The organism is Shewanella jiangmenensis (assembly GCF_018596335.1).
Classification (GTDB): domain Bacteria; phylum Pseudomonadota; class Gammaproteobacteria; order Enterobacterales; family Shewanellaceae; genus Shewanella; species Shewanella jiangmenensis.
This window is the reverse complement of the sequence record NZ_JAHEPS010000001.1, coordinates 339,933-366,679: the sequence shown is the minus strand read 5'-3', so window position 1 is coordinate 366,679 and position 26,747 is coordinate 339,933. Positions and strand designations below refer to the sequence as shown.

The window sequence follows — 26,747 nt, the reverse complement described above, 5'->3', positions numbered from 1 at the left end:
GAGTGGAACCTAAGATCACAGCCTTTTTACCTTTGTCACTGATATTTACCATTCCGGCCTTTGCGGCCGTCGATTACCGGATTGATTTACGCTCACCGGCCCACCATCTGGCCCGGGTTGAAGCCGAATTTCCCGAGGTAAAATCCGGTGAATTTACCGTTAATCTGCCGGTATGGCGCACAGGTAAATACGAAGTGCTCCCCCTTGCCGACGGTATTCGTCAGTTTGTGGCCAAAGACAGCGCCGGCAAGCCACTGCCGGTACGGCGAAGCGCAAGCGGCGAGTGGAAAGTTGCCGTAAGTCAGCCCACAAGCGTAACTATTTCCTACCAGCTTTATGCCGATGAGCTTGGGCAGCGCACCCGCCATATCGACGCAAGCCATGCATACCTTGATGCCAGCAGCGTGTTTGTTTACAGCCCTGAGTTTCGCGCCGAGCCTGTTACTGTCAGCCTGAATGTGCCGGATGGCTGGCAAAGCCACTCGGGTATGGATAGCGGCACTCAAGCCCACACATTTGTAGCGCCCAATTATGACGTGCTGGTGGATTCGCCGATTGAGACCGGCATCAGCCATCACAGACGTTTCTCATCCGCCGGACAGGACTATGAGCTGGTGGTGTGGGGCGAAGGCAACTATGACCTCGATAAAATGGTGACCGATTTAACCAAACTCGCCACCAGCGCGGGCGCCATCTGGGACGATGCTCCGTTCAAGCGTTACGTGTACATGGTGCATGCCACCAGCGGCGCGAGCGGCGCCACCGAGCACCTTAATTCCACCGTTATCCAGCTGCCGCGCTTTATGTTCCGCGAGCGTAAGGATTATTTGCGCTTTATCGGCACCGCCTCCCACGAATTTGTGCACACCTGGAACGTCAAAGCCTATCGCCCGACCGGATTGGTCCCCTACGATTATCAGGCCGAAAACTTAAGTGAACTGCTGTGGATAGCCGAAGGCAGTACCAGTTATTTCCAGAATCAGCTTCTTGCGCGCGCTGGGGTAATAAGCGCCAAAGAGTTGCTGGATGACATCGCCACCCGTATCGACAAACACCAGAAGCTGCCGGGCCGGGAAATCCAGTCGGTAGCCGAGGCAAGCCTTGGGCAGTGGGTCGGGCAGGGCGGCGATTATGCCCACAACCACAGCGTGAACATCTATTCTGAAGGCTATATGGCGTCACTGGCGCTGGATTTGGCCATCCTCAAAGACTCCAACCTCAAGCACTCTTACCGCGACGTGCACCGCGCCCTGTATCGCGATTTTGCCATTCCCAAAAGTTATGGCGTGGCCGACGTCAAAGCGATTTTGCAGCAGTTGACCGGCAAGGATTACAGCCCCTGGTGGCAGGCCCATATCGAGTCGCCACTGGCGCTGGATTTTGATGAACTGCTATCCCGCGCCGGTTTGAAGCTGAACTATGGCGGTGACAGCAAAGGTGGCAGCGAGGCCAATGGCAACAAAGAGAGTGAGCGCAAACAAAAGGTTGCGCCCGGTTTCAGCCTCGTTAATGGCAGCCTGAAGCTTGCCACGGTCGATAGGGGCGGCAACGCCTGGGAGGCGGGCCTTGGCGCCGGTAATGAGCTTGTTGCCATCAATGGCCTTAAACTCAGCGCCGATGGCTTTGAAAAGCGCCTTGCCGATTTCAAACCCGGCGACAGCATCAAAGTGAGCTTCTTCGCCGATGACAAACTCAGTGAAACCACGCTGGTGCTGGGCGCGCTGCCGGACGGCAAGGCTGAGCTTAAGCCGCTTGCTAAAGTCAGCCGCGAGCAAAAGGCCTTTTTCAAGGCCTGGCTTGGGATTGACTGGCCGTTCGATGACAAGGGCGGCTACAAAAAAGCATGATAACCATCCTGTAACCTGATAATAAATGCCGGCATCGCCGGCATTTTTGTGTCCGGTTAACGGATTGTGTTGGCCTGTACACATTTGCTAAAACTTCTGTTTGTCATTTGTGCTGACGAGCCGCCCCGCACTTTGTTACTGTCTGGCGTTATTGCCAGGCTCAAGGACAGTGGCATAGCGTTTCGCCAAGTGGTGTTGACGACCCTATTTCTTCATATAAATACAACAGGATATTTGCTTCGATGAAACTGCGCTTCTCTGTGGCCAGCTGTCTGCTGGCGCTCGGGACTCTCGGCCTGCCGGCCCATGGCAGCGACGGGTATTTTCGTTTTCCGGATCTTCACCAAAACACCCTGGTATACACCGCTGAAGGGGATTTGTGGGTCTCCGAACTTGGCAGCCAGCGCGCCAGTCGCCTGACTACCCATGCCGCAGAAGAAACCCAGGCGAGGATTTCCCCCGACGGCAGCCAGGTGGCCTTTGTGGCCAATTACGATGGCGCCGACGAAGTGTATGTGATGCCCATCGGCGGCGGCGAAGCCAAGCGTCTCAGTTTTGAAAACAGCCGCGTGCGCTTGCAGGGCTGGAGCAAGGATGGCCGGGTGCTGTATACCACCGACAATGCTTTCGGTCCGGCCAATCATTGGGTGCTGAGACTGGTCAGCCCTGAGTCGCTGGCAGTGGAAGACCTGCCACTTGCCGATGCCATCGAAGGGGCGCTGGATGACAGCGGCGAGTATTTGTATTTCGTCCGTTTTGGCCTGCAGGCCACCGGCGATAACGCCAAGGTGTACCGCGGTGGTGCCCGTGGCGAGCTGTGGCGCTACAAGCTTGGCAGCAAGGCCGAGGCCGAACGGCTGATAAAAGACCATCAGGGCTCACTGCGCCAGCCCATGAGCTGGAATGGCCGTATTTACTTTATCAGTGACGCCGATGGCAACGATAACCTCTATTCCTTAAGTGCCAAGGGCGATGACCTCAAGCAGCACAGCACCTATAAGGATTTTCAAATCCGCGCCGCCCGCATCAGCAACGGCAAACTGGTGTTCCAGATGGGCGCCGATATCCGGGTGCTGGATATCGCGTCTGGCAAAGATGAGCTGCTGCCGCTTGATCTGGTGAGCGATTTCCCCGCCCGCCGTGCCCGCTGGGTCAATAACCCAATGGATTACGTCACCGACGTGCGCTTTGCTCCTTCAGGCGACAAAGCCGTGATCACCGCCCGCAGTCAGGTGGCGATTGCCGCAGCCGATGGCCGCCGTTTGGTGCAGGTTGATTTGCCAAAAGACAGCCGCATCCGCAATGCGGTGCTGAGTGAAGATGGCCGCTACGTTTACGGCATCAGCGACGCCTCCGGCGAGCAGGAGCTGTGGCGCTTCCCGGCCGATGGCAGTGAAGGCGCGATGCAGCTTACCAAGGATGCGTCGGCGATGCGTATGAGCCTGGTGGCGTCGCCCGATGGCCGCTTCCTCGCCCACGACGACTACCTGGGCAACCTGTATCTGTACGACACCCAAAAGGGCAGCAACAGCAAGATTATCGAAGGCCATCAGGGTCTTGGTCCCTTTGGCGATATCATCTGGTCGCCGGACAGCCGCTTTATTGCCGTATCCATGCAGCCGATTGGTCAGAATCGCAGCCAGGTCGTGCTTTACAGTGTCGATGAGAAAAAACAGCAAAGCGTCACCAGCGACAAGTATGAGTCGTTCTCGCCCTCATTCAGTGTCGATGGCGAGTGGCTGTATTTCCTCTCCAACCGTGAGTTTAATGCCACCCCGGGCGCGCCATGGGGCGATCGCAACATGGGCCCGGTGTTTGACCGCCGTACCGGCATATTTGCGCTGGCGCTGACAGCCAAGGCACGCTTCCCGTTCGAGCGCCCGACCGAGCTTAGTCGCGCCCCAGCCGATAAGGCCGACAAAGCCGAAAAACCAAGCCTCAAGGTCGAGTGGGATAGTCTTAACCGCCGCCTGTGGCAGGTGCCGGTGGGCACGGGTAACTTCAGTAATCTGACCCTCGCCGATGGCCGCCTGTATGTGCTTGATTCAGACATCGCCGGCAACCAGTCTGCGCTGAAAACCGCTAAATTTGATGGTCTTGCGCCAAAGCTTGATACCTACGGTGATGACATCGGCAGTTATGTGCTGTCGCGGGATGGCAAAAAGCTGTTGCTGTCGAAAAAGAGCAATCCGGGTGAACTGCTGATTGTGGATGGCGGCGACAAGCTGCCGGGCGACCTTGGCAACGCCAAAGTGCGTACCCAGGACTGGCAGCTGGAGCTTAGCCCGCGCGCCGAGTGGCGCCAGATGTTTGATGATGCCTGGCTGATGCACCGCGATTCCTTCTACGACAAGAAGATGCGTGGCCTCGATTGGCAGGCGACCCGCGAGAAATACCTGCCACTGCTGGAGCGTGTATCCGATCGCAACGAGCTCAATGACCTCTTTATGCAGATGATGGGTGAGCTTGATGCGCTGCACTCCCAGGTGCGCGGCGGCGATGTGCCCAAGGATGCCAATACCCCGAAACCGGCTGGTCTCGGCGCACGCCTTGAGCAAAGCAGTCAGGGCGTGAAAATCGGTCATATCTTCAAAACTGACCCTGAGCTGCCTATGGTGGCCGGACCGCTGGCGCGCCCGGGCGTGGATGCCAAAGAGGGTGATATCATCAGCGCCATCAACGGCAAGCGGATGAACAATGTCGCCGAGGTGGCGGCGGCGCTGCGCAATCAGGCCGGAAAGCAGGTGCTTTTGACCTTAAAGCGCGGCGCCACTGTGCTGAAAACCGTGGTGACGCCGGTGTCGTCGCAGGATGAGGCCGGTCTTCGCTATCAGGATTGGGTTAACCACAATGCCGACAAGGTGCGCAGCGACAGTCAGGGCCGCATCGGCTACCTGCACCTGTACGCCATGGGCGCAGAAGATATCGCCAGTTTTGCCCGCGAGTTTTACGCCAACTACGACAAAGATGGTCTGGTCATCGATGTGCGCCGTAACCGCGGCGGCAATATCGACAGCTGGGTGATTGAAAAACTGCTGCGTAAGGCCTGGGCCTTCTGGCAACCCACCCACGGCGATGCCAACACCAACATGCAGCAAACCTTCCGTGGCCATCTGGTGGTGCTCACCGATCAGCTGACTTACTCCGATGGTGAAACCTTCTCTGCCGGTATCAAGGCGCTCGGACTTGCGCCGCTGGTCGGTAAGCAAACCGCTGGCGCCGGTGTCTGGCTGTCTGGCCGTAACGCCCTGACCGATAAGGGCATGGCGCGGGTGGCCGAGTATCCTCAGTATGCGATGGATGGCCGCTGGGTGATTGAAGGCCGTGGCGTCAGCCCGGACGTTGAAGTGGATAACCTGCCGTTTGCCACCTTTAACGGTGAGGATGCGCAGCTGGCCAAGGGGCTTGAACTCTTGAAAGCCAAGATTGCCGCCGAGCCACTGCCAGAGTTAAAGGCAAAGCCGATGCGGGAAAAGGGTGAAGCGGACGATATTCGCTGAAAAACTCTCTGACTAAGCCATTTTCAACAAGAGTAAAGGCCGATTGCGAAAACCCGTAATGGCTTGATTTAAGGGCGGTGCCGACCAAGTAGTTCCCAGGTCGGTGCCGCCCGTTTTTATTTTGGCGGGTTTTATTGCAGCTTTTATGTTGCTGCAACAGTGTGAGTTACGCTGAACATCACCCAAAACAAAGGCGCAGTCGTTTGGCTGCGCCTTTGCATGGTTTGTATTTATTGCCGCCCGCGATTGGCGGCTGACCCAGTTTAAAAGCGAATGTCGACTTCGCAGTTAAGGGTATTGGCGATAAAGCAGTTGGCATGGGCTTTTTCATGCATCTTTTCCAGCGTCTCGCGGCTCACCTCAACCCCGTCAACAAACTCGACCTTTGGATTAAGCTGCATGTAATTCACCGCAAGCTTGCCATCGTCACGTTTGCCAAGCTCGGCCAGAGCCTCGTCACTGTAGCTTTTCACCGGCAGACGCTTAAGGTGGGCGATGGCGAGGAAGGTGAGCATATGGCAGGACGACAGTGCCGCCAGCAGGCTTTCTTCCGGATTGACCCTATCGGGACTGCCTTTGTATTCCGGCGCCGATGAGGCGTTGATTTGCTGGCCGCTGCCAAAGGTAATGCTGTGGTCGCGATTGAAATCACCTTCGGCGGCGCTGCCACTTGCCTGCCACTGGGTTAGGGTTCTAAAACTCACGGTGTGACTCCTTTCTATGCGTGCACCTGAATCGGGCGGTATGGCTTGAGCTATCTGCCACCGGCCCGCAGCCCGCTCTGGTGCTGTTTTTATTGCTGCTTTTTATCTGATGTCGGCGCTCTTTCTAAGGAGCTGCAGCATTCTTTCTGCGCTCTTTCTGCGCCAATTCAGCCCGCTTTTTTGACATTGTTTTTGTGTTAACGATGGGATGAAGATACCCGAGCACGGCCGCACAGGTAAAGCATTGCCTTGTATGCTTTTACCATCGAGAGCAAAAGATGACAGGTTTCACCCAAGGCAGCGGGGCGCTAGCATCGCAGGACGTATGCTGCGCAGTTAAAAGCATCAGCATTGGCCTCGCCATTAGCCCGAGCCAGAGCGTGTCCGGAGCTAAAAGCCCAGCCAAGAATTTAAGCAAGAAAAGCCTGACCAAGAGCTGCCTAACCTGGAGCCTGCGCCGCTTAGGTGTCCGGTTATAGGAGCACGGTTTTAGGTGCCCGGTTTTTGCTCGGGGATCTGGATGCGGTACTTAAGCCCCATGCCTTCACCGCTGCTGGTTTCAATTTGCCCCGACAGGTTGAAGTACACCAGATTGTGAATGCGACAGGCGCTGAGGCCGCAGTGTTTACCACTGCGCTTGCTGGTGTAAAAGGGCTCAAACAGGCGTGCGAGCGCCGCATCGGCCATACCCGGGCCATTGTCCTGAAACTCAAGGATAAGCGTGTTGTTATCGAGGGAAAACGCCAGCGCCAGCATCAGGCGGCAGTCCGGTTGTTTTGCGTGGTGCAGGGCGTTACGGATGAGCTCTTTAATGAGGTCAACCAGCAACATCTGCGGCATGGTAAATTCAAGCTCGCCGCCGTCGAGATTCAGTTTGACATTGCTCTCCTCAAATTCATGGGTAAAGCTGCTGCTGGCCATGCCCACCGCATCTTTAATACGAAAGCGGTTGGGGCTGAATTCACGCTGATCCTGCGCAAGCTCGCGAAATCGGTCGACTAATAACGACACCCGCTGCAGATTGGTTTCAATCAGCTCTGTGCCTTCGCGGACATGCTCCATACACTGGGCCAGCAGCTCTGCCGTCAGACTGTTTTCAGCAAGGGCGGTGCTGACATTGCTTGCCGCATCATTGATAAAAGTCGCGGCCGTGACACTGACGCCAAGGGGGGTATTTATCTCATGGGCGATGCCGGCCGTAAGCTGAAACAGGCTGTTGAACAGCTGCTGGCGCACCTTTTGATTTTTTAACTGTTGCAGCGACAGCTGGCTTTTTACCCGCACCAGCACTTCTCGCGGCCGAAATGGCTTGGTCACATAATCCACCCCGCCTGCCTGAAATGCCTTGTCGATGGCGCTGATGTCTTCGTTGGCACTGATAAAGACCACGGGAATGTCGTTTAGCAGTGGCGTTGCCTTAAGCTGCTGGCAGGCTTCGAGGCCGTTCATCTCCGGCATGTTGATGTCCATCAGGATGAGGTCCGGCGGTTTGATGGCGGCAAGCTGCAGCGCCTGTTTGCCGTTGATGGCGGCGCGAACCCGATATCCTTCCTGACTCAGGATCCCGCGCAGCATTTCAAGATTGGCGGGCATGTCATCGACTATCAGAATTTCTTGGGTCATAAACAGTTACTTTCCAAAGGGCAGTGCAGTTTTGCCAGCTCTGCCTGAGCGCGGACAAAATCATATTGGTTGAGTGCCTCTCCAAGGCCTCGAAGGTGTTTGGCCGCCACCGCTGAGCTTGCGCTCAGTGCTTGCACCCTGTCGATGGCTTCGGTATCGCCCTGGGATACCAGCAGACTGATGTGCGCGATGGCTTTTTCCCAGTGTGCGGGCAGGGCGTCGCTGTGTGCTGTGTTGTCTGTCAAAGAATCAGAATTCGGTGCGCAGTCAATCGAAGGCTCTTCAATCAAAGACTCCTTAATCAAAGCTCCGTCACTTAAGGCACTGGCACTTGAAGCGCCGTTATTCAGAGCGGCCGTGTCGGTTGATGTTGGTTCCTGCGCTGCTTGCAATAGCTGATACGCGGGCGGCAGCGCATGCTTAAGCTCTGCGAGCAGGGTATACAGGGCGCTTGCCTGCTGCTGGGTTGGCAGCGTCAGTCCTTTGGATTGGGACTCAAGCGCGGCCGCCATTTGTGTCAGAGGATGGATGGCAAGGTTAGCCGCCGCGCCCTTGATGCCATGGCAGATATCCGCAATGGTGTTGTTGTTGCGTGCCTGCATGGCGGTCATGAAGGAGGCTTCAGTGCGAAGCTGCTGCTCGATAAAATTGGCGGTGATTTTCCAATATCTCTCCTCATTGCCTCCAAGGCGAGCTATGCCTTCAGCAGGGTTAAAGCCGGGCAATCCGCCTTCTGCAATAACGCCATCGGCGCGGCTTGCGGCCTGCTCAACGCTCGCTTTCGCGCTGGCTGAGTTAAGGACGTCAGCTGCTTCTGTGTCAGTCGCTCCTCTTTCAGTCGCTACCGTGTCAGTCGCAGTGCTTTCGGCTGCAGCTCTGTTCTCTGCAGAGCCGTCAGGTGCACCGCTGTCAGCCGCGTTGCAGTCATACCCTGTGCCATCGGCTTTATCCGCTGCTCGCTCGGGTAAAAAGTTTCGCAGGCACTCGTACAGCAGGTTTACGTCTATGGGTTTACTGATGTGCGAGTTCATGCCGGCTTGCTGGCAGGCCTTGATGTCCTGCTCCATGGCGTTGGCCGTCATCGCAATGATGGGCAGGGCGGCAAATCTTGGCTGCTCGCGGATAATACGGGTGGCGGTAATGCCATCCATCACAGGCATTTGCATGTCCATCAGCACCAGCTCCACCGGGTGGGTGTTAAGCATGCTCAGGGCTTCCTGACCGTGGTTGGCTATGGTGAGGTTAACCCCGTGCTGCTCAAGGATACCGGCAGCGACTTCCTGATTGGTGATATTGTCTTCCACCAGCAGTATGTGACGCCCGTGCAGGAAGTCGAGGCGCTGGGTCTGTTGGTGCTGCGGCGTGCTTGATAGCTGCTGGCCATAGGCATCGGCAATGGCGTTGAACAGCAGCGACGGATTGACCGGTTTAATCAGCAAGCCATCGAGGTTTTCGGTGTTATCGTTACCTATGGCAAAATCGCGGCCATAGGCGGTGACCAGAATGATTTTGGGTTGCTGGGCGCCGGCGCTGGCGCGGATTTTTTTACTTATCTCCAGCCCGTCTTCGCCGGGGAGCTGCCAGTCCATAAACACCAGCTCAAAGGGCTCCCCGCGCTCATTTGCCTGTGCCATCGCCGCAAGCGCTGCGGCGCCGCTCGCTTCGACCTGCACGTTAAAGCTCATGGCTTCCAGCAAGCCTTTCATGATTTCCCGCGCCGATTCATTGTCATCTATCACCAGGGTGCGTTTTCCTTTGAGCGCCTGCGCCGGTTGATAGCTTTCGCGGGCGCGGGCTTCCTGCAGGCCAAGCCACACCTCAAAGCTGAACACTGAGCCTTTGCCCGGGGTGCTCTCGACCCGGATTTGGCCGCCCATCAGCTCCACAAGATGTTTGGAGATGGTCAGCCCAAGGCCGGTGCCGCCAAAGCGGCGGGTGACACTGCCGTCGGCCTGTGAAAATGACTGGAACAGCCTGCCCATTTGCTCAGGGCTCATGCCGATGCCGCTGTCGCGCACTTCAAAACGGATCAGTACCTTGTCGCTGGCGGTTTGTACCGGCGCGATGCGCAGGATGACTTCACCTTTTTCAGTAAACTTGACCGAATTACCACACAGGTTGGTCAGCACCTGACCCAGGCGCAGCGGATCGCCAATCAGCCCAAGCGGCAACTCGGGGGATAGATCAAACAGTAGCTCAATGCCTTTTTCTTCGGCGCGAATGCCAAGCAGATTGGAGAGATTTTCCAGCACATCATCGAGCACAAAATCGGTGTGGTCGAGTTGCAGTTTGCCAGCCTCCACTTTGGAGAAGTCGAGAATATCGTTGATGATGCCAAGCAGGGATTTGGCGGCCTGATCGATACGGGTCACGTAATGGCGCTGTTTGGGATCGAGTTTGGAGTTCAGTGCCAGATGGGACATGCCAATGATGGCGTTCATTGGCGTGCGGATTTCATGGCTCATATTGGCCAAAAACTCGCCCTTGGCGCGGGATGCTTCGTCGGCGGCCTCTTTGGCGCGCTGCAGCGCCTGCTCAAATTCTTTCTGCTCGCTGATGTCAACCAAAAGCCCCACCACCCCTTCGGGTTGCTGCTCGGCATCGAAATAGGTGGCTTCATACACGCTGAACTGACGAGGTTGACCGTCGGCATTGGTGAGGCTGACCTGATAATCCTGATTGCCGGGGGTTCGCAGCAGTGCCTGATGGGCGCTGCTGAAGTCGCTCGCGGCCATGGGGTAAAGTTCGCTGATGCTGCGGCCGAGTATCTCAGTTTCGGCGCGGCCACAGAAGGTGATAAAGGCGGTGTTGACGCCAACCAGGGTTTGTTCGCCGTTGATGTAGTACATGGGGTTGGGAATGGCGTTCAGCACCTGCTGGTTAAATTGCAGCTGGGCGCTGACTTTACGCTCGGCTTCCTGCTGTTTTTGCTGGTTGTAAGACAGGCGCATGCCGATGGCAAGGTCGGTGCTGATGACTTCAAGCCAGTGCAGCACAGCCCCTTGCAGCGCGCCGATGCAGCCAAGTTCCAGTAAGCCGATGGCTTGTTTGTTGATTTGCAGCGGCAAAAAATGCAGCTCTGATAATTCGAGCTCTCCGCCCAGCATCGGCAGGCGATAATGGCCATCCAGGTTCTTGAGCGATTGCGGCTTTTTGGCTTTGAGCATCCGCCGCTGCAGGCTGTCTGGCGCAGCATCCCGCTCTGCATCGGCGGGATAACCAAGCCCGGCTACCCGCACGAGGTTATCTTCGGTTTTCAGGTAAAGCCCCGCCAGCGGAAAGCCAAAGCGGCTCATCAAAAATTGGATAACCCTGTCGCCGAATTCGGTGAGGGTGTCACAGCCACGGGTGGCATCCGACAGCTCTTTAAGCGCCTGATTATTATCGAGCTGGGTTGCGACCTCCGCCAGCAGGCGGTTTTGCGCCACCGCGAGTGGTTTTAGTGCGCCTTTGTCATTTTCTTCAAGGCTGAAGTGGTAGTCGTGTTTCTCAATATGTTGGGTCATTTTTTCCTGCATGGCATTGAGCGGGTGCAGGTACCAGCGCCAGATGGCCGCAAAGGTGCCAAGGGTAAAGAGCGCCAGCAGTGCCAGGGTGAACTGCTGCTCCTGATTGAAGGTTTGCAGCGCCTTTTCGGCGCCATCTATCCTGGCCATTTGCCGCGAACTCAAAGAGTCGTAGAAGTCCGACAGCGGCAGCATGATTTTGCGTTTTTCGCTGAAGTAACTGTCGCCAAACACAATAGCGCTGGCCGCGGGCAAGTCCGGTTTGCCATCGGGGGTACTCTTGCCGGCAGCCAAATCAAAGGCGCGGCGCTCCATACTCACCAGTTCATTGGAGGCATTGAGCGCCTGTTTCAGCAGTATCAGTTCACTGTCGCTTAATCCTGCGGCAATCATGGCGTCAATCAGTGCTGGCTGGGCCGCTTTGCCGCTGCTCAGCGGCGGGATCTCGGCGCCGGGCGCCGCTATCACATCCCAGTAACTGAACTCATGGCCGCGCTCGCGTGGCATCTGGCCGTTACGAACCGCCAGTACGTAGTTGAATAACTCATGGTATTTGGGATTGCCTGTGACGGCATATGCGCGGGCGAACTTGGAGAGGTGATCGGAGCTGCTGCGCACTTCCTGTGCCAGCGCCAAGCTGTGACTGGCTTCATCATAGGTTCGTGTCAGCTCCTCGGTGAGGGTGCGAAAGTCCTGAGTCAGCTTGGCTTGAAACGCCAGCAGCGCAACGGTCAGACTGAACAGCACTATGCTGATATGCCGGATAAAACGCATTGGGGATCTCCAAACTCTGGGCAATGCAGGGCATCTTCAAAAGAGTGTAGGCAAAAAATGCCACTGTGGCAGGAAGCTGCATGTCTGTCAGGCAGTTGACTCACTGGTCAAACCGAGCGCGGCGTCAATGCATTGCCGCGCCAAAGGCTGTAGGATTGAGCGTTCGACCTCATTCTAATAAGGATAATCATGGCAAAGAGCAACACGGGACAATGGCCGCGGCAGATCCCTTACATTATTGCCTCTGAGGCGTGCGAGCGTTTCAGCTTTTATGGCATGCGCAATATTCTGACTCCCTTTTTGATGACGGCGCTTTTGCTGTCGGTGCCCGAGCATCTGCGGGCCGGCGAAGCCAAGGATGTGTTTCACTCCTTTGTGATTGGCGTGTACTTTTTCCCCTTGCTTGGCGGTTGGCTCGCTGACCGTTTTTTTGGCAAGTATCACACCATTTTGTGGCTGTCGCTGCTGTACTGCGTGGGGCATGCGTTTCTGGCGGTGTTTGAAGACAGTAAAACCGGTTTTTACACCGGCCTCTTTTTGATTGCCCTTGGCTCGGGCGGCATCAAACCGCTGGTGTCATCCTTTATGGGAGATCAGTTTGATAAGAGTAACAAGTCGCTGGCGCAAAAAGCTTTCGACATGTTTTATTTCACCATCAACTTCGGCTCCTTCTTTGCGTCCCTGACCATGCCGCTGCTGCTCAAGCACTTTGGCCCGGCGGTCGCGTTCGGTATTCCGGGCATTCTGATGTTTATCGCCACGGTGTTTTTCTGGGCCGGTCGCCACCGCTACGTGCACATGCCGGCAGAGCCTAAAGATCCCAACGGCTTTTTGCCTGTGCTGAAAACGGCGCTGCTAACGCCTGCCGCTGAAGGTCGAAGCGGCCTTTTTATCGCGGCCATTGGCTGTGTGCTGGCGCTGGTGGCCCTTGGTAATATGCCAACCCTTGGGCTGGTGACAGCGCTGTGTCTGGCGCTGGTGCTAGTGATGGGCTTTGTTGGCGTTGGTGCTTCGATGCAGCTTGAACGTGCCCGCCGCACCCACGGTGATGAAGCGGTGGAAGGTGTGCGCTCGGTGATGCGTATTCTGGTGCTGTTTGCGCTGGTCACGCCCTTTTGGTCTTTGTTCGACCAAAAGGCGTCAACCTGGATTTTGCAGGCCAATGAAATGACCAAACCCGAGTGGTTTGAACCGGCCATGATGCAGGCGCTGAACCCCTTGCTGGTGATGCTGCTTATTCCCTTCAACAACTTTGTGCTGTATCCGGCACTGGAGCGCGGCGGCGTAAAGCTGACGGCACTGCGTAAAATGGCCGCCGGTATCGCGTTCAGTGGCCTGTCGTGGATTGTGATAGGCAGTATTCAGCTGGTGATGGATGGCGGCAGCGCCGTGTCCATCATGTGGCAAATTCTGCCCTATGCGCTGCTGACCTTCGGTGAAGTGCTGGTATCGGCGACCGGGCTTGAGTTTGCCTACAGCCAGGCGCCAAGGGCAATGAAGGGCACCATTATGAGCTTTTGGACCCTGTCGGTGACAGTGGGCAACCTGTGGGTGCTGCTCGCCAACGCCAGTGTGAAGAGCGAGGGTTTCAGCAGTTGGATTGCCGGCACCGGGATGTCGGTCACGGCGTTCCAGATGTTCTTCTTTGCCGGATTTGCCTTGTTGGCGGCCGCCATTTTTGCGCTGTACGCCCGCAGCTACACCATGCAGGATCACTACCGCGCTTCCGAGAACGGCTGATGACATATACTGCTCCGGCTTTAACGCTTAATACTAAATGCTGAAATTGGCGTTAAAGTCGGAATTATGTATGACACACTCACCCGTCATTTGTGATATTGGCAGCAGTGCTGCCCTGGGCTTCATGGCAGACTGAAACTGGAGCTGCGGCAGATGCCGCTGCGTTAACAGATTGAATTATGACGAGTAAGGGGACAGTGATGTCAGGTTGGTTTGAATTATCCAATAGCTCAGATGGCCAGTTCCGTTTTGTACTGAAAGCCGGCAATGCCGAAACCATTTTGTCGAGCGAGCTGTACAAGGCCCGCAGTGGCGCTGAAAACGGCATTGCCTCTGTTCAGGCAAACTGTGCGCTGGATGAGCGTTACGAGCGCAAAGAGGCATCCAACGGCAAGCCGTTTTTCAACCTCAAGGCCGGTAACCATCAGGTCATTGGTACCAGCCAGATGTATGCCTCTGAAGCTTCCCGCGACAAGGGAATTGAGTCGGTCAAAACCAACGGCTCGACCACAACCATCAAGGATTTGACTGCCTGAGGCAGCACAAATCAGGCCGTTAAACGCGAGCCATAAAAAAACGCAGCTAAGGCTGCGTTTTTTGTTGGCGAATCGTTTATTGGCGAATCGATGGTTACTCGATGATGTTGGCGTTGTGATAAACGTTTTGTACGTCGTCACAGTCTTCCAGCATGGCGATAAACTTATCGAATACGGCCACATCTTCACCGCTGATATCGGCCTGGTTTTGCGCCACGAAGCTGATTTCTTCCACCACGAAATTGATATCGGGCATGGCTTCGGTCAGTGCGGTCTTGGCTTTGAAAAACTCGGTGTGCGGTGCATACACGCTGACCATGCCGTCTTCGACTTCGACATCGGATACGTCAACGTCGGCGGCCATCAAAAGCTCGAGCACTTCTTCATCGTTATCGCCGGCAAACACGAATACCGCGAGATGGTCAAACATGTGGGCCACAGTGCCCGGGCTGCCGAGCTTGGCATCGTTCTTCACAAAGGCCTGACGCACTTCGGTGAAGGTGCGCTTGCCGTTATCGGTCAGACAGTCAACAATCACCATGCAGTTACCCGGGCCGAAACCTTCGTATCGGGCGGTTGCATAGTCTTCACCGCCGCCGCCTTTGGCTTTGTCGATGGCACGTTCGATTACGTGGGCCGGTACCTGATCTTTTTTGGCGCGGTCAATCAGACGGCGCAGTGACAGGTTACCGTCGGGGTCGATGCCGCCGTTTTTGGCGCAGACGTAGATCTCTTTCCCGTAGCGGGAATAGATCCGGGTCTTCTGGGTGGCGGTTTTCGCCATGGATTCTTTGCGGTTCTGATATGCTCTGCCCATCTTGTCTTCTCGTTAACGCACAAAAAAATTTTTCGGATTCTACCAGCTTTATTGGCCGATGTGCACCCGCCGCAGTGAAAGCCCTGATTGTGTGGCGGGGTATGCACATCAGCTCACGCTTTCGGAATTTTGTCTTACACTAGCTGATGACAGAGTATTGCGAAAAGTGAATATTTATAGTCATATGTTAGTTTGAAGCGGCAATTGTGATGCGCTGTGCAGGCAGGTGGCAGGACGCCATCCCTGAATACTCGACAAAGAGAGCGCCCCGGCGGTGGGAGCCGCTCCGATAATAAGGAAGATGTCACCTATGCAAGGCGGTAACTCAGAAAACGAATTTGACAACTCTGCCAGTGAGCTGGTGGATTTTGAAACCGAGAATGGTTTTACCGTGACTGTGCTGTATTACGATGCGCCCGCCGGGCTTATCATGCACAACGCCGTGTTGACCGGTTTGCCGGTAAGCGACTCAGGCCGGGTGATGATCCCTCAGTCATTCCGTAACGGTAAATCGATTATTGCCGTGCTTGAAGGTGAGTGCCGTATTCTCAACTCCCTCGGTGAGCGGGTGTGGGCGCAAAAGAACCTCGGCCTCAGCTGAGCTTATAATCGCGATGCTGCAACCCCTGCGCCATTAGCCCTTAGCCTTTAGCAAGTTGAAGCTGCTTGTGAAATCGATGCGCTCCCGGCCACTGCGGAAACAAGTGCTGTGAACACAGCCATAGTGAAAACGTCTGTGGTAACAAAAAATCCCGGCCAGTCCGGGATTTTTGTTGCTGTTGCGCTGGCTGTTCCCACTGTGGGAAGACGCCCTGATGTCAGGGACGTCTGTCCGGCTTTAATCTACAGAATAAGTTCAAGTCTTGGAGTCAATTCCGGAATAAGCCGTCAGGCGCAGCTGTCTTTCAGCAACTTGTTTGCCAGGCGGTCCAACGTCGCTTTACTTGGGTGGGTTTGTGACAGGGTGCGCAGGCCGTATACGCCCATCAGAAAATACTCGGCCCGCTCGCTGGCGCTCGGTGTAGCGGGTATTTCGCCGCCATCGATAGCGCGCTGAAATTCACCGGTCAGGCCGGTTTGGCAGTTGCCAAGACTCTTGCACAGCAGCGCGCTTATTTCAGCGTCCTGCTCGGCAAGTTCATTGAGCGACTTGGTCAGCAGGCAGGCCTTGTCGGCGCCGCATTGGCACTCGGCCACTATGTTGTCCAGGTAGGCATTAAGCCCGGCAATCACCGTGGGGTGGCGGGCAAAGCAGGCCTGGAACTGTGTCATTCGGTCGGCCTGATACTGGGTGATAGCAGCGAGCAGCAGGCCTCGTTTATTCTCAAACGCGCAGTAAATCGAGCCCGGGTGCAAGCCCGTGGCACGGGTCAGATCCTGCATGCTGGTCTTGCTGTAGCCCTTTACCATAAAGGCCTGCATGGCCTGGCGGAGCACCTGTTCCCGGTCGAATTCTGCACTGCGCATAACACTGTCGTCTCTCAATGAACCTGCCCATAGGATACCAGATATTTGAATGAACATTCAAAAAAGTACTTGAATGCTTGTTCAAGAAACCTTATCTTGAACGTACATTCAAAATAGGACCTCCACCATGACCCAGTCACTTTTTACGCCTTTTGTGCTCAACGAACGTTTGATGCTGAATAACCGCATTCTGATGGCGCCGCTTACCCGCTGTATGGCGGGGCCGGGTCTGGTGCCAACCCAGACCATGGCGGATTACTATGCCCGCCGCGCCGATGCGGGCCTTATCATCAGCGAAGCGACCATTATCCGCGCCGATGGTCAGGGTTATCCCAACACCCCGGGCTTGTTTACCCAGGAGCAAATCGCTGGCTGGCGTGTGGTCACCGATGCGGTGCACGAAAAGGGCGGTAAGATTTTTGCCCAGCTTTGGCACACAGGCCGCGTCGCCCATCCGCATTTCTGGGGTGGAGATGAAGTGCTGGCGCCGTCTGCCGTCGGTATCGAAGGCACAGTGCCACGTATGCGTGAGCTTGCCTATCTGGTGCCGCGGGCGCTGACAGTCGCTGAAATCGCTACTCTGGTTGAGGACTACGCCAAGGCGGCTGAAAACGCCATTGAGGCGGGTTTCGATGGGGTCGAAATCCATGGCGCCAACGGCTATATGATTGATGAGTTTTTACACCACGATACTAACCGCCGTACCGACGAGTTTGGCGGCAGCGCCGAAAACATGGTGCGTTTCCCACTGCAGGTGGTGGACGCTGTAATTGAGCGCATCGGCGCGTGGCGTACGGCGCTGCGTATTTCGCCGGCGGCCTATTTCAACATTGCGCCAGACAATCGTGACCGTGAGGTATTTGATTTGCTGCTTGCAAGGCTTGATGAGCGCGAGCTTGCCTACCTGCACGGCGGCATTTTTGATGACAGCGTGCATTACGACTACCTCGATGGCCGCGTGAGTGACTACCTGCGTGCTCACAGCCGTCACACCCTGGTTGGCGTGGGTGGCTACAGCGCCGACACTGGCGCCAGCGCAATCGATGAGGGAAAATTCGATTTGCTTGCGATTGGACGCCCCTTTATCGCCAACCACGACTACGTGGCGCGGGTAAAGGCCGGGCAGGAAGTATTGGCATACAGCGATGAGCAGCTGCCGGTGCTTTATTAACTCGCTGTTCCATTTACCAGCAGAAAGTACTCAAAGGCAGTGAACAGGTAAATTGATAAACGAGCGAAAAAGCGCGGCCAAGGGCCGCGTTTTTTTTATGGGGATTTTTTAGAACGTTTGTGGTGATACATACGCTCATCCACACTCGGCAGCAGCTCTTTAAGGGACAGCGCGTCCGCGCCATCAATTTTCAGCATGCCAACCGAGTAGCCGATTTCCGGCAGGGCACCGGCAGCGCCAAGCATGGTATCGAGCCGCAGCAGCAGGCTGTTTTCCAAATCGTCAGTCTCTGAGTGCGCCAGCACCAGAAATTCATCCCCGCCCCAGCGCGCCACCAGATCGCAGTTGCGACAGCTTCGTTTCAAACTGCCGGCGAAGTGGCGCAGCACCGCGTCGCCAGCCTCATGGCCAAGCTTGTCGTTGATGGGTTTAAAGTTGTCCAAATCGAAGCTTAACAGCACCATTTGCCGCCCAAGGCGGCGCGCCAGATGCTGATTCTGGCAGTACATTTCTTCAAAACCGCGGCGGTTGTAAATGCCGGTTAAGGGATCAACATAGCTTGCGGTCAACAGCTGATTTTCGCGGTACATGTGGCCAATGTCGGCGTTAATGACTTCGCGAATGACTTCGAGCACCTTAAGGTAGGTTTTTGGGTAATCGGTGGCGACGTCAGACATCACGCATAAGGTGCCAAAAGGGCTGCCGTCGGGCCAATTGATGGGCATCCCAAGGTAGGAGATATAGTTGTCGTCGCGGTACTCGGGATTATCGCGCCAGCGCTGGTCAAGGCTTGCGTCGGGTACATAAAGCTGCTCGTTTCTTTGCACCACATAATGGCTGTACACATTGCTGTCGATGTCCGAAACCTCGCCCGGGCCGTACAGGGTTGTGGGCAGCTCGGAGGCAATCAGCACTTCGATGCCTTTGGTGTTGGCCTGATTGATAAAGGCCGCGGGCGCGTTGAACATCTCTGCCACCGTATTGACCAGCCGCTGCCAGCGCTGCCAGTCGATTTCGTTGACTTCAATTTCTCTGAAAGAATGGTAACCGTAGGCCCGCATGCCGACCTCTGCATCTTATTGACCAGATCTTGAGTGTAGTCGATTCAGCCAAGCAGGTCGGCGACGGCTTGCTTAAGTCTGGGGAGGTGCTCGGCAGTAAACTCGGGATGCTGAGCCAGCCACAGGTTGTTGCGCGGGCTTGGGTGGGGCAGCACCATCAGCGCCGGCCAATGTTGCTGCCAGTGATTGATGCTTGCTGTGAGTCCCGGATGGCCGGGCAGGTGCCAGTCGAGGGCGTGACGGCCAAGCACCAGCGTGAGCTTAATATTTGGCAATTGGCTTAAAAGCCTCGCTCGCCAGGCGCTGGCGCACTCAGGCCTTGGTGGTAAGTCGGCGCTGCGTTTGCCGTTTTTTGTCATGGTGCCCGGATAACAAAAGCCCATCGGCGCTATGGCAAAACACTCAGGGTCATAAAAGGTGTGCCGCGATACCCCCAGCCAGTCCCTTAACCTTTCGCCGCTGGCATCATCAAAGGGTAAGCCTTTTGCGTGGGTTTTGGCGCCGGGTGCCTGGCCGGCAATCAGGATTTTAGCCTTGCTGCTGGCCTGCAAAATGGGCTTGGGCCCAAGCGGTAAATCGCTGCACAGGGTACAGCTGCGGATTTCATCAAGGAGTGCTCCGAGCGATGTCATCCGAGTTTGCCAATAAACTGATAAAGATATACCCCAAGAAACGGATAGCCGATGGCGATGATAAGCAGGGCGCCAAAGCGGCTGTGTCCTTTCAGGTAATTAAGGCTTACATGGGCAAGGATAAGGGCAAAGGCGGTGATGGGCGCCACCACAAAGCCTGCTGCCAGCATCAGGGCGGCAGCGAGGAGACTTACCCATGGCCGCTCGGGGGCGGGCTTATCGGCAACAAGCAATGGCAGCAGCGCCAGTGCCAGTGCAACGAGGACGAGACCCATGTCCATCATCAATCCGCCAAAGTGCTGTGCGTTCAGAATGACAAAAAGTACCGCGGCCGCCACCGGCAACAGCGACAGGATGACATGACGACGGGCAAAGCGGGCTGAGCGATAAAATCCGGACAGATAAAAGGCAAACTGACTGATAAGGTTAAGCAGGGTAAAACTGCCAAGGCCCAGTATTAACACCATGGTTGTGATTGAGCCTGAGCGGTCGAACGCCCACGCATTGGCCGGAAAAAGGGTGCTTAGGAGCAGCGCGAGCAGGGCTGCGGGTAAAATGGCGACAATTTTGTGGTTCATTGTGGGCCTGAAACGGCGGAAACGATGATTTACCATCTCCTAAACTGCAAGGCGTTGCAACGGGGAAAGCGCGCTTTATCGTGGCTTTTGGGTGTTTCTCACGCTTTGGCGGCAAAAAGATAAAAAAAGGGGCAGATCCTCTGCCCAAAATTCACAAGGTAAGTGTGAAGCTGTATCAGGGATGCCTGCTTCACGCAGGCATCCTGTTATGGTGCCTTAGTTTTGGAACGGGGTATTTTCGGCAAAATATTCGTGGCTGTCGGCGTTTTGAATGGCCTGATCCGGATTGGTCTGGGCCAGGTTCTTGGCGCCGCTCTGGCCGTAGACAATATCGTCGGTGCCGGCGACCACGTTAAAGTGACTCATTTCATGCACTATGGTGCCGCCTTTGGAATCTGTGCCGGAAACCGGCGCGCTCCAGAAGGCGTTACAGAGGTAAATCTTGTATGGCTGAGTTGGATACACGTAGGCGTAGTAGCTCTTTTTGCAGCTGCAATCGAAGGTCAGCGGCTGGGTGTTAAGCGCCGAGTCTATGCTGCTGAAGTTGCCGCTTACGGTATTCCAGCGGCTGGTATTAAAGGCGCCAAACCAGGTGTTGTAGCGCACCGATGCCGATGGGTTGTTGTTACCGGCAAGGTAGCCCTTGGCGTCGGCCGCCATGGATTTTGCGGCAGCAAGGCCTGCAAGGGTATCGCTCATCTGGCTGTTGGAGCAGCGGCCGGTGAAGCTCACGCCATCGGTTGAACCGCCGCCGGTGCCGCCACCTGGCTGACCTTTGCCGGCGCCCTTGGCTTCAATGCCATCGTGGAAGAAGCTCACTGATCCAGACTGAATACCGGCAATACCGAGGCGGGCAAGCTTTTGCTGCTGGCCGGGGTTGGGGGCAAACAATTGCAGCGAGCTTACGCTGTAGGCGATGTCGTAGCTGCCTTGCTCTGTCATGTCATACAGGGACGACAATTCGACTTCGTAGCTTACGCTCTCACCGGCTTTGAGTTTGATATAGTCTTTGGTTTCAGGGGCGGGGCGTTTGTAGTGGGCGCCAAGATACGGACGGGCTTCACCGTTTACCGATACCTTGAACAGGGATTCTTCCACGCCGTCGGCGGCTGTGTACCATTTCAGCACCTTAACCGGCACTTTTTCGTCGTTGGTGAGGGTGACACGTACCGTCACATCTTCGTTGGCGGCATATTGTTGTTTGCTCATTTCCAAACTGGCGCGGATGCCATCGGCCAGCGCAGAGGTGGAAAACAGTAAGCCTGCCACGAGGGCGGTGTTAAACAGGGCTGTGTGTTTCATGGGTGCTTGTCCTGAACGTTGTTTGGTCTGGATTTGTATCTTTTGTTGTTATTATTGTTATTTAAATGTAACAAGATGCAGTGTAAGTCTTTTGTTCAGGGGATAGCAACCGCTTTTTTGCGGTTTTTGCCAATTAGCCGTCGCTTAGGGCGTGAGAAGGTTATTTTTAAGGGTTATCGTGCTGTATAAGCGCTTTTTACGCCGATAAAAATAAAAAAGCCCGCGTTGGCGGGCTTTTGCTGTGGTTGGATTTTACATTAACGCTTACAGCCGGTAATTAATGCTCAGCATCACCAGATGGGCGTTGTAGTCGTGATTGAGCGGTCCAAAGCCCACCAGATTCCAGATCCCATCGACGGCGAAGTCGTTGGCGGCATCGTTGTCTTTGTAGTTCTCCATCCGGTAATCGAGCCTGAGCGCCATCCGCTCGCTGGCCTGATATTGGGCATAGAGATTGACGTTATGCACTTTGGCAAAATAATCGCCGTAGTCGCCGGTGATGCCCTGACGCACCTGGGTTGAACTGGAAGAGTCTGAATAGCTGTAATCCAATCCAAGCTTGAGGCGGCTGTCCATCAGGTCGTTCCACGCCAGTCCCAGGCCATAGACATCCACTTGATCTTCGATGTCTGAGAACCAGTTGGCGGCGCCAAAGCGGCTGCTGCCGGCCTGGGCCGAATCTATGGTCTGGTGAGTGTAGAAGCTGCTAAGCAGCAGCTTGTCGGTGAGCTGCCAACTGAGGCTTGCATCATAGCCAAGATCTTTCGACTCGGTCAGACCGACTTCGGTGGCATCGTAATCATCCAGCGCGTAGCGTACGCCAAAATCCAGGCTCAGGCTGTCGAGCGGGCTGTGGGTAACGCGAAGCTCAGTCTGAGTGCGGTTACGGTCGGCCAGATAGTACTTGCGAAGCAAAGGGTTATTCTCGGATGAGGTCCATTCGCTGGCTTCATACTCACTGCCGCCACGTTTGCCGTAGCTGCCTTTAAGGGCAATGTCCCAGTGCTCGAAGCTGCTGAGTTTCAGCCGCGCCCAGCCTGTGGTCTCGTCGGTGGTTTCCCTGTCCTGATAGCTGCGCTCATCTACCCGGTAATCGAGTCCGCCGTCGAGCTTGATGCCACGACTGATACGGTAGTCAGCACCGGCCTTGAATCTGTGGCTGGTGTAATCGTACGGGGTGTTGTAGGCAACCTTGCCATTAACATTGTTGATGCTTATCTGGGTCCATTCTTCAACCTGGGTCTGGTTGTCGCGGTCGCTGTAACTGTAGCTGCCGGACAGGCGCAGATCCTTGCTGATGCGGCTGCTGGCCTTCAAATCCATGCCGAGCAAATCCACTTTCGCATCCATAGCATCGGTGGGCAGGCTGTAGCGATAGCCTGTGGTTACCAGTGCCTGATCCTGACTCATCTGGCCTGCCATCATCCTGCCGGTCAGCTGATTGCTGCCATCGTTGTACAGCCCCTGCAGCGACACGGTATGGGCCTGATTGTCGGGGTCAAGCGCCATGGTGCCGCTCCTTGCCGCCCCAAAGGTGGGGTGGAAGGGGTTATCGAATGTCAGCTCACTGTAGCCATTGGAGAAACGGCTGCCGTTATACACCAGCGCAAGGAAACCGTGGTCGCCTTTCATCTTGATGCCGGCTTCGACTGTGTCTGTGGTGTAATCCACAGGCTCCGGCAGCATGATGGATTGGTTGAAGAAACTGCCTGACGCGGTTTTGATGCCAGACTTTTCTTCCCGCTGGAAGTTAACGTAGGTGGCAAAGGGCGAGTCGCTTTGATAGTCAAAGCCAAGACCTGCGCGCTCACGCTTGAGTGACAGCTCAAAGGGACTCGCTGCGGCAAGCCCGCTCATGCCATCGCTTGAGCCGGAGTACACCCAGTCACCGGGCAGGGTGAGGTTACCCGAGCTTATGCCTTGAAAGGGGCTGACTACAGTATTGGAGTCCCAGGTTTTGATGCTGCGGTAGTCCAAACTGATGTTGTAGCTGCCAGGGCGACCTGTGCTTACGTTGGCGCGGCCATTGTCCATGCCAAGGTTTTCGGCGCTGAATTCGGTGCGATAGCCAGACTCAGTCAGGTGACGGACATCGGCATCGAGCTTGTAAGGCACCTCGTTATCGCTGCCAAAACTGTTGGCCGAGCGGATATCGTCACTGTCCTGATAGCCGATACCGACTCCCACGTTACCCGCAGTGCCGGTTTCAAGGGCGCAGCCTTTGCAGCTCCAGGCATCAAACTTTACCTTGTCGGTGTTGGCGTTTTGCAGGCTGTAGCCACCGGCCAGGGCCTGCGCCGAGGCTGCCAGCAGCGCCAATGTGATCATATTGAGTGGAAATCTCATGATGGCGCCTCCTTAACGTTGCAGCAATTTGCCGGATGGATGGTTGGAGCCATGCACCTGACTGTGGCAGTTCAGACAGCTTCTGGCGCCGGTAAAGGCGTTGTCGCCCATTTCGCCGCCAAGGCCGGTGTTACCCAGATTGGCGCGACTGGCGTGGCCGTCGCTGGCGTGACATTCCTGACACAGCATGGGGGCGCGGGTCTTGAGCATCGCATCGTTAACACTGCCGTGGGGATTGTGGCACGCGGCGCAGTTTTCGGTCACCGGCGCGTGTTCCCACAATTTTGGGCCGCGTTTCTCGGCGTGACAGGCGTAGCAGGTTTCATTGATGCTGGGCTTGACCAGACCGGCTTCGCCTAAGCTGCCGTGGGGGTTGTGGCAGTCACTGCACACCATTTGCGCCCACTTGAGCGGATGGCTTGAGCGCTTATTCAGGTCGGTTTTCTGCTTGGTGTGGCAGCTGGTACAGACTTCCATCTCGGTGCTCTTGGACAGCACAGGGTCTTTGGCTGTGTGCACGCTGTGGCACGAGGCGCAGGCAACATCGGCGTTTTCATGGTGACCACCGTTCCAGGCCATGCGCTTGTCGTCCTGGTGACAGGACATACAGACGCTGTTTTGCTTGTCGGCGCTTAGGGTGGAGTCTTTGCCGAAGGTGATCATCGGCTCGTTACCGCCCTTGTTATGGTTGCCCATCGGGCCGTGGCACGACTCACATTGCAGCCCGGCCATCGGGCTCTTGCTGGAGTCGGTGGCGCCATGGACACCTTTAAACAAATCCATCACTTTTTCAGATTTTTTGTGGCACATCAGGCAGGAATCGGCGCCCTTGGGGGAGTAGTTGCCTTCGGCAAACTTCTTGTCCAGGGTGGCTTCAACCTCTTGGGGCGTCATTTTGGCGTCCCATTTCGCGGCCTGTGCGGGGCCATGCATGCCAAGGGCAAGCAGACCACCGAGAAGCAGCGAGCCGAGGACGGCTGACAGGGGTCTTGTTTTCATCATCTTACTTCCTTATTTGACCTTTCCGGGAGAAGGGGAGAGCGGACTCTCCCCGGGACAAGGCAAATTACATTTTCACCACTTTGTGGTCCGCGACAGTCGGCTTGTGGCAGAACAGACAGGTTTCCTGCTGCGCCGCCTGATTGGCTTCGACGTAGTCGCCGTCGACAATCGCCCCCATGTTGGTCAGACCGTGGCCAATGCTCTCTGGCGCGTGGCAAGAGGTACAGGTGGCCGTGATTGGCGTGGTGTACTTACCGGCGGAAGTGGCCAGCGCACCCTTGGCTTTGAAGGCGTCGAGGTTGAAGTCGTTGTGGCACTGGCTGCAGTTATTGATAACCGCTTCTTTACCGTGAACCACGTGCAGCTTCATCTCAAACGCGCCCTTGTTGGCGCCTCCGGCGTAGGTGCCGTCAGGAGTATGACAGGCCACGCAGGCATCCACACCCACAGTGAGTTTGCCGTTAACGTCGCGGCCAAGCTGGTCGCTCATGATGAAACCGGCATGGTAACCCTTGTGAATATCAAAGGTTTCGCCGTGACAGCCCTGACAGCTGGCGAAGTTCACTGAGTCGATATGACGGAAGTTCGCGGTTTCACCGGCCTTGGCTGCGTGTACCAGCTCGGCCTTCATGGTTTGGGTGGCTACACCGGTGGCGCAGTCAACAAACTCGCTGCCACTGACGCACATTTCCAGACCAATAAAGGTAAAGGCGGTGTTGGCATCGCCACTGCCAAAGGGCAGCACAGGGGTGGTGAACACCAGCTTGCCGTCAACCACAGTCACGCCGCTTTGCAATGCGCCGGCTTTCACCAGATCCTTGGTCACTTTCTTTTGGCCGTTACCCGGGCTTGGGTTGTAGCCCATGATGGGGAAGTTGGGGCCAACGTTGGTGATGGTTTCGATACGCTGAATTTTGCTGATAAGGCTTGTGGCATCAACTGCGGTGCCTGCTGCATCTGTGATGGCAAGGCTTAAGGTGGCGGTGTTGTCATCGTTGCCTTTAAGCGCGCCATTCATGCCCAGTTTGGCAACCAGTGCCTTGGCGGCCATGCCCTGGGCTGAGTGCAGCTCGGCAGTCCAGTCGCTGTTGTGACAGGCTACGCAGTTGCTGTTATCCACCTGCTGGGAGTGGCCTTTACCGGCGGCAAAGTCGATGTTGGTGTGGCAGCTGCCACAGCTTTGGGCAGTCGGAATACGGCTCCAGTTGGCCCAGTCAGGTGCGGCTTCTTTTTCAACGTGACAGCTCTGGCAGTTTTCCAGCGCCGCAACCCCAAAGGCGGGTTTAATTTTGTTGTCGGCGGCATCCAGCTCAAAGTGGATGTCGTGGATAAACACGTTGAATTCTTTACCGTCACTCACACGGCCCGGAGTGTGGCAGCTGGCGCAGAAGTTCACATCGCCGGTCATGTGGCCAGCTTCCTGCACATCGCCGTGACAGGCGTTACAGCTTTCGGTGGCCACTATTTTGCGGGTGTAGTAGGCATCGGCACCGCTGTCGCCCATAAAGTCGATAAGGGCAGTGGTGCCGGGCACGGCGGTGCCATCCGGCAGCGGCGTGTTGTAGTTGCGGATCACCAGGCGCTGGGCAAGCTCTGCCTTGTAGGTGGCGCGGGTAGACTCGGCCAGATTGGCCTTGAAGGTGTAGCTGTAGCGGCCATTTTTATGGTCAACGAAGGTGCCGGGGCATTTTTGTGCTGGCAGATCACAGGTTTCGTCCAGCAGGTATTCCCACTGGGAGCTGTTACCGGCTCCGCTGGCGCCTTCCGGCAGCAGCTGCTCGGCATAAAAGCGCATCTTTTGCAGGCCTACCACGGGCTTGTCTTCTTCGTTGGTGACCGAAAACTCAACGGCAGTGACGCCGTCATTGATGCGGGTGTTGTCAAAGCTGAAATGAAGTTCCTTGATGGCACCGGCGGGTTCACCGCCGGGATTGCCGGGGTTGCCGTCGCTGCCATCGCTGCCGCCGCAGGCGCTGAGGCCCAGGGCGCCTGCTGCCAGGAGCAGTGCTATTTTGGTTTTATGTGCGTTCATCATGGTTTTCCCTGCATTGGTTGACATTGCTGCGTGGCCGGGCGGCTTACCATTTGGGGCGCCGTCTAGTGGCTTGGCCATCTAAGTCAATGTTGGAAATAGAATTCCC

General features: G+C 56.0%; 18 protein-coding genes. 6 read left to right on the top strand and 12 right to left on the bottom strand.

All coding sequences use genetic code 11. The annotated features are described in order from the left end of the window. The first annotated feature begins 2 nt into the window (after positions 1-2). Positions 3-1,847, top strand: a complete 1,845-nt coding sequence (locus tag KJI95_RS01655; RefSeq protein ID WP_214505429.1) for a M61 family metallopeptidase — start codon at positions 3-5, stop codon at positions 1,845-1,847. A gap of 242 nt (positions 1,848-2,089) precedes the next feature. Next, complete coding sequence (locus KJI95_RS01650; RefSeq protein WP_214505428.1) at positions 2,090-5,347, top strand: S41 family peptidase; 3,258 nt, start codon at positions 2,090-2,092, stop codon at positions 5,345-5,347. A gap of 263 nt (positions 5,348-5,610) precedes the next feature. On the opposite strand, the gene KJI95_RS01645 is transcribed toward KJI95_RS01650, so the two are convergent. The 3 genes from KJI95_RS01645 to KJI95_RS01635 all read right to left on the bottom strand — a co-directional run bounded on the left by KJI95_RS01645 (position 5,611) and on the right by KJI95_RS01635 (position 11,954). Continuing rightward, complete coding sequence (locus KJI95_RS01645; protein ID WP_214505427.1) at positions 5,611-6,051, bottom strand: OsmC family protein; 441 nt, start codon at positions 6,049-6,051, stop codon at positions 5,611-5,613. 489 nt (positions 6,052-6,540) lie between these two features. Then, complete coding sequence (locus tag KJI95_RS01640; RefSeq protein ID WP_214505426.1) at positions 6,541-7,674, bottom strand: hybrid sensor histidine kinase/response regulator; 1,134 nt, start codon at positions 7,672-7,674, stop codon at positions 6,541-6,543. Then, positions 7,671-11,954, bottom strand: coding sequence for a hybrid sensor histidine kinase/response regulator (locus tag KJI95_RS01635; RefSeq protein ID WP_214505425.1), 4,284 nt, complete (start codon positions 11,952-11,954; stop codon positions 7,671-7,673). The genes KJI95_RS01640 and KJI95_RS01635 overlap by 4 nt, the downstream gene beginning before the upstream one ends. 189 nt (positions 11,955-12,143) lie before the next feature. Between KJI95_RS01635 and KJI95_RS01630 the strand changes: the two genes are divergently transcribed. Both KJI95_RS01630 and KJI95_RS01625 read left to right on the top strand, forming a co-directional pair. Next, positions 12,144-13,694, top strand: a complete 1,551-nt coding sequence (locus tag KJI95_RS01630) for a POT-type proton-dependent oligopeptide transporter (RefSeq protein ID WP_214505424.1) — start codon at positions 12,144-12,146, stop codon at positions 13,692-13,694. Positions 13,695-13,894: 200 nt separating this feature from the next. Next, positions 13,895-14,230, top strand: coding sequence for a YegP family protein (locus tag KJI95_RS01625; protein WP_214505423.1), 336 nt, complete (start codon positions 13,895-13,897; stop codon positions 14,228-14,230). 94 nt (positions 14,231-14,324) lie between these two features. Here KJI95_RS01625 and KJI95_RS01620 read toward each other — a convergent pair whose 3' ends face one another. Then, positions 14,325-15,047 (bottom strand): YebC/PmpR family DNA-binding transcriptional regulator, encoded by a 723-nt coding sequence (locus tag KJI95_RS01620; RefSeq protein WP_214505422.1) that lies wholly within the window; start codon positions 15,045-15,047, stop codon positions 14,325-14,327. 361 nt (positions 15,048-15,408) lie between these two features. Here KJI95_RS01620 and KJI95_RS19415 point away from each other — a divergent pair, with 361 nt between their 5' ends. After that, positions 15,409-15,648: a TIGR02922 family protein gene (locus tag KJI95_RS19415; RefSeq protein ID WP_349356708.1), complete on the top strand. Its 240-nt coding sequence runs from the start codon at positions 15,409-15,411 to the stop codon at positions 15,646-15,648. A 287-nt stretch (positions 15,649-15,935) separates the two neighbouring features. Here KJI95_RS19415 and KJI95_RS01610 read toward each other — a convergent pair whose 3' ends face one another. Continuing rightward, positions 15,936-16,514, bottom strand: coding sequence for a TetR/AcrR family transcriptional regulator (locus KJI95_RS01610; RefSeq protein WP_214505421.1), 579 nt, complete (start codon positions 16,512-16,514; stop codon positions 15,936-15,938). Between the two features lie 127 nt (positions 16,515-16,641). Between KJI95_RS01610 and KJI95_RS01605 the strand changes: the two genes are divergently transcribed. Then, complete coding sequence (locus tag KJI95_RS01605) at positions 16,642-17,685, top strand: alkene reductase (RefSeq protein WP_214505420.1); 1,044 nt, start codon at positions 16,642-16,644, stop codon at positions 17,683-17,685. Between the two features lie 95 nt (positions 17,686-17,780). On the opposite strand, the gene KJI95_RS01600 is transcribed toward KJI95_RS01605, so the two are convergent. From KJI95_RS01600 to KJI95_RS01570, 7 genes are all read right to left on the bottom strand, one after another. Further along, positions 17,781-18,746: a sensor domain-containing diguanylate cyclase gene (locus KJI95_RS01600; protein ID WP_214505419.1), complete on the bottom strand. Its 966-nt coding sequence runs from the start codon at positions 18,744-18,746 to the stop codon at positions 17,781-17,783. A 44-nt stretch (positions 18,747-18,790) separates the two neighbouring features. After that, a complete protein-coding gene (locus KJI95_RS01595) occupies positions 18,791-19,378 on the bottom strand; it encodes a uracil-DNA glycosylase family protein (protein WP_214505418.1) in 588 nt (195 codons plus the stop codon). After that, entirely contained in the window at positions 19,375-19,956 is a 582-nt protein-coding gene (locus KJI95_RS01590) for a hypothetical protein (protein WP_214505417.1), read from the bottom strand. Before KJI95_RS01590 ends, KJI95_RS01595 begins: the two co-directional genes overlap by 4 nt. A 216-nt stretch (positions 19,957-20,172) precedes the next feature. Further along, entirely contained in the window at positions 20,173-21,258 is a 1,086-nt protein-coding gene (locus KJI95_RS01585; protein WP_214505416.1) for a M35 family metalloendopeptidase, read from the bottom strand. A 264-nt stretch (positions 21,259-21,522) separates the two neighbouring features. Continuing rightward, positions 21,523-23,604 carry an MtrB/PioB family decaheme-associated outer membrane protein gene (locus tag KJI95_RS01580; protein WP_214505415.1) on the bottom strand — a complete coding sequence of 694 codons (2,082 nt, stop codon included), beginning with the start codon at positions 23,602-23,604 and terminating at the stop codon, positions 21,523-21,525. 12 nt (positions 23,605-23,616) lie between these two features. Continuing rightward, positions 23,617-24,537 carry a DmsE family decaheme c-type cytochrome gene (locus KJI95_RS01575; RefSeq protein ID WP_432653779.1) on the bottom strand — a complete coding sequence of 307 codons (921 nt, stop codon included), beginning with the start codon at positions 24,535-24,537 and terminating at the stop codon, positions 23,617-23,619. A gap of 133 nt (positions 24,538-24,670) precedes the next feature. After that, positions 24,671-26,641: an OmcA/MtrC family decaheme c-type cytochrome gene (locus KJI95_RS01570; RefSeq protein WP_214505413.1), complete on the bottom strand. Its 1,971-nt coding sequence runs from the start codon at positions 26,639-26,641 to the stop codon at positions 24,671-24,673. Positions 26,642-26,747 lie beyond the last annotated feature (106 nt).

What these genes read in the sequence shown, in the direction of transcription:
- KJI95_RS01650 (WP_214505428.1), top strand. Translation starts at nt 2,090, where the DNA reads ATGAAACTGCGCTTCTCTGTGGCCAGCTGTCTGCTGGCGCTCGGGACT.
- KJI95_RS01640 (WP_214505426.1), bottom strand. Translation starts at nt 7,674, where the DNA reads ATGACCCAAGAAATTCTGATAGTCGATGACATGCCCGCCAATCTTGAA.
- KJI95_RS01635 (WP_214505425.1), bottom strand. Translation starts at nt 11,954, where the DNA reads ATGCGTTTTATCCGGCATATCAGCATAGTGCTGTTCAGTCTGACCGTT.
- KJI95_RS01630 (WP_214505424.1), top strand. Translation starts at nt 12,144, where the DNA reads ATGGCAAAGAGCAACACGGGACAATGGCCGCGGCAGATCCCTTACATT.
- KJI95_RS01625 (WP_214505423.1), top strand. Translation starts at nt 13,895, where the DNA reads ATGTCAGGTTGGTTTGAATTATCCAATAGCTCAGATGGCCAGTTCCGT.
- KJI95_RS01620 (WP_214505422.1), bottom strand. Translation starts at nt 15,047, where the DNA reads ATGGGCAGAGCATATCAGAACCGCAAAGAATCCATGGCGAAAACCGCC.
- KJI95_RS01610 (WP_214505421.1), bottom strand. Translation starts at nt 16,514, where the DNA reads ATGCGCAGTGCAGAATTCGACCGGGAACAGGTGCTCCGCCAGGCCATG.
- KJI95_RS01605 (WP_214505420.1), top strand. Translation starts at nt 16,642, where the DNA reads ATGACCCAGTCACTTTTTACGCCTTTTGTGCTCAACGAACGTTTGATG.
- KJI95_RS01600 (WP_214505419.1), bottom strand. Translation starts at nt 18,746, where the DNA reads ATGCGGGCCTACGGTTACCATTCTTTCAGAGAAATTGAAGTCAACGAA.
- KJI95_RS01595 (WP_214505418.1), bottom strand. Translation starts at nt 19,378, where the DNA reads ATGACATCGCTCGGAGCACTCCTTGATGAAATCCGCAGCTGTACCCTG.
- KJI95_RS01590 (WP_214505417.1), bottom strand. Translation starts at nt 19,956, where the DNA reads ATGAACCACAAAATTGTCGCCATTTTACCCGCAGCCCTGCTCGCGCTG.
- KJI95_RS01585 (WP_214505416.1), bottom strand. Translation starts at nt 21,258, where the DNA reads ATGAAACACACAGCCCTGTTTAACACCGCCCTCGTGGCAGGCTTACTG.
- KJI95_RS01580 (WP_214505415.1), bottom strand. Translation starts at nt 23,604, where the DNA reads ATGAGATTTCCACTCAATATGATCACATTGGCGCTGCTGGCAGCCTCG.
- KJI95_RS01575 (WP_432653779.1), bottom strand. Translation starts at nt 24,537, where the DNA reads ATGCATGGCCCCGCACAGGCCGCGAAATGGGACGCCAAAATGACGCCC.
- KJI95_RS01570 (WP_214505413.1), bottom strand. Translation starts at nt 26,641, where the DNA reads ATGATGAACGCACATAAAACCAAAATAGCACTGCTCCTGGCAGCAGGC.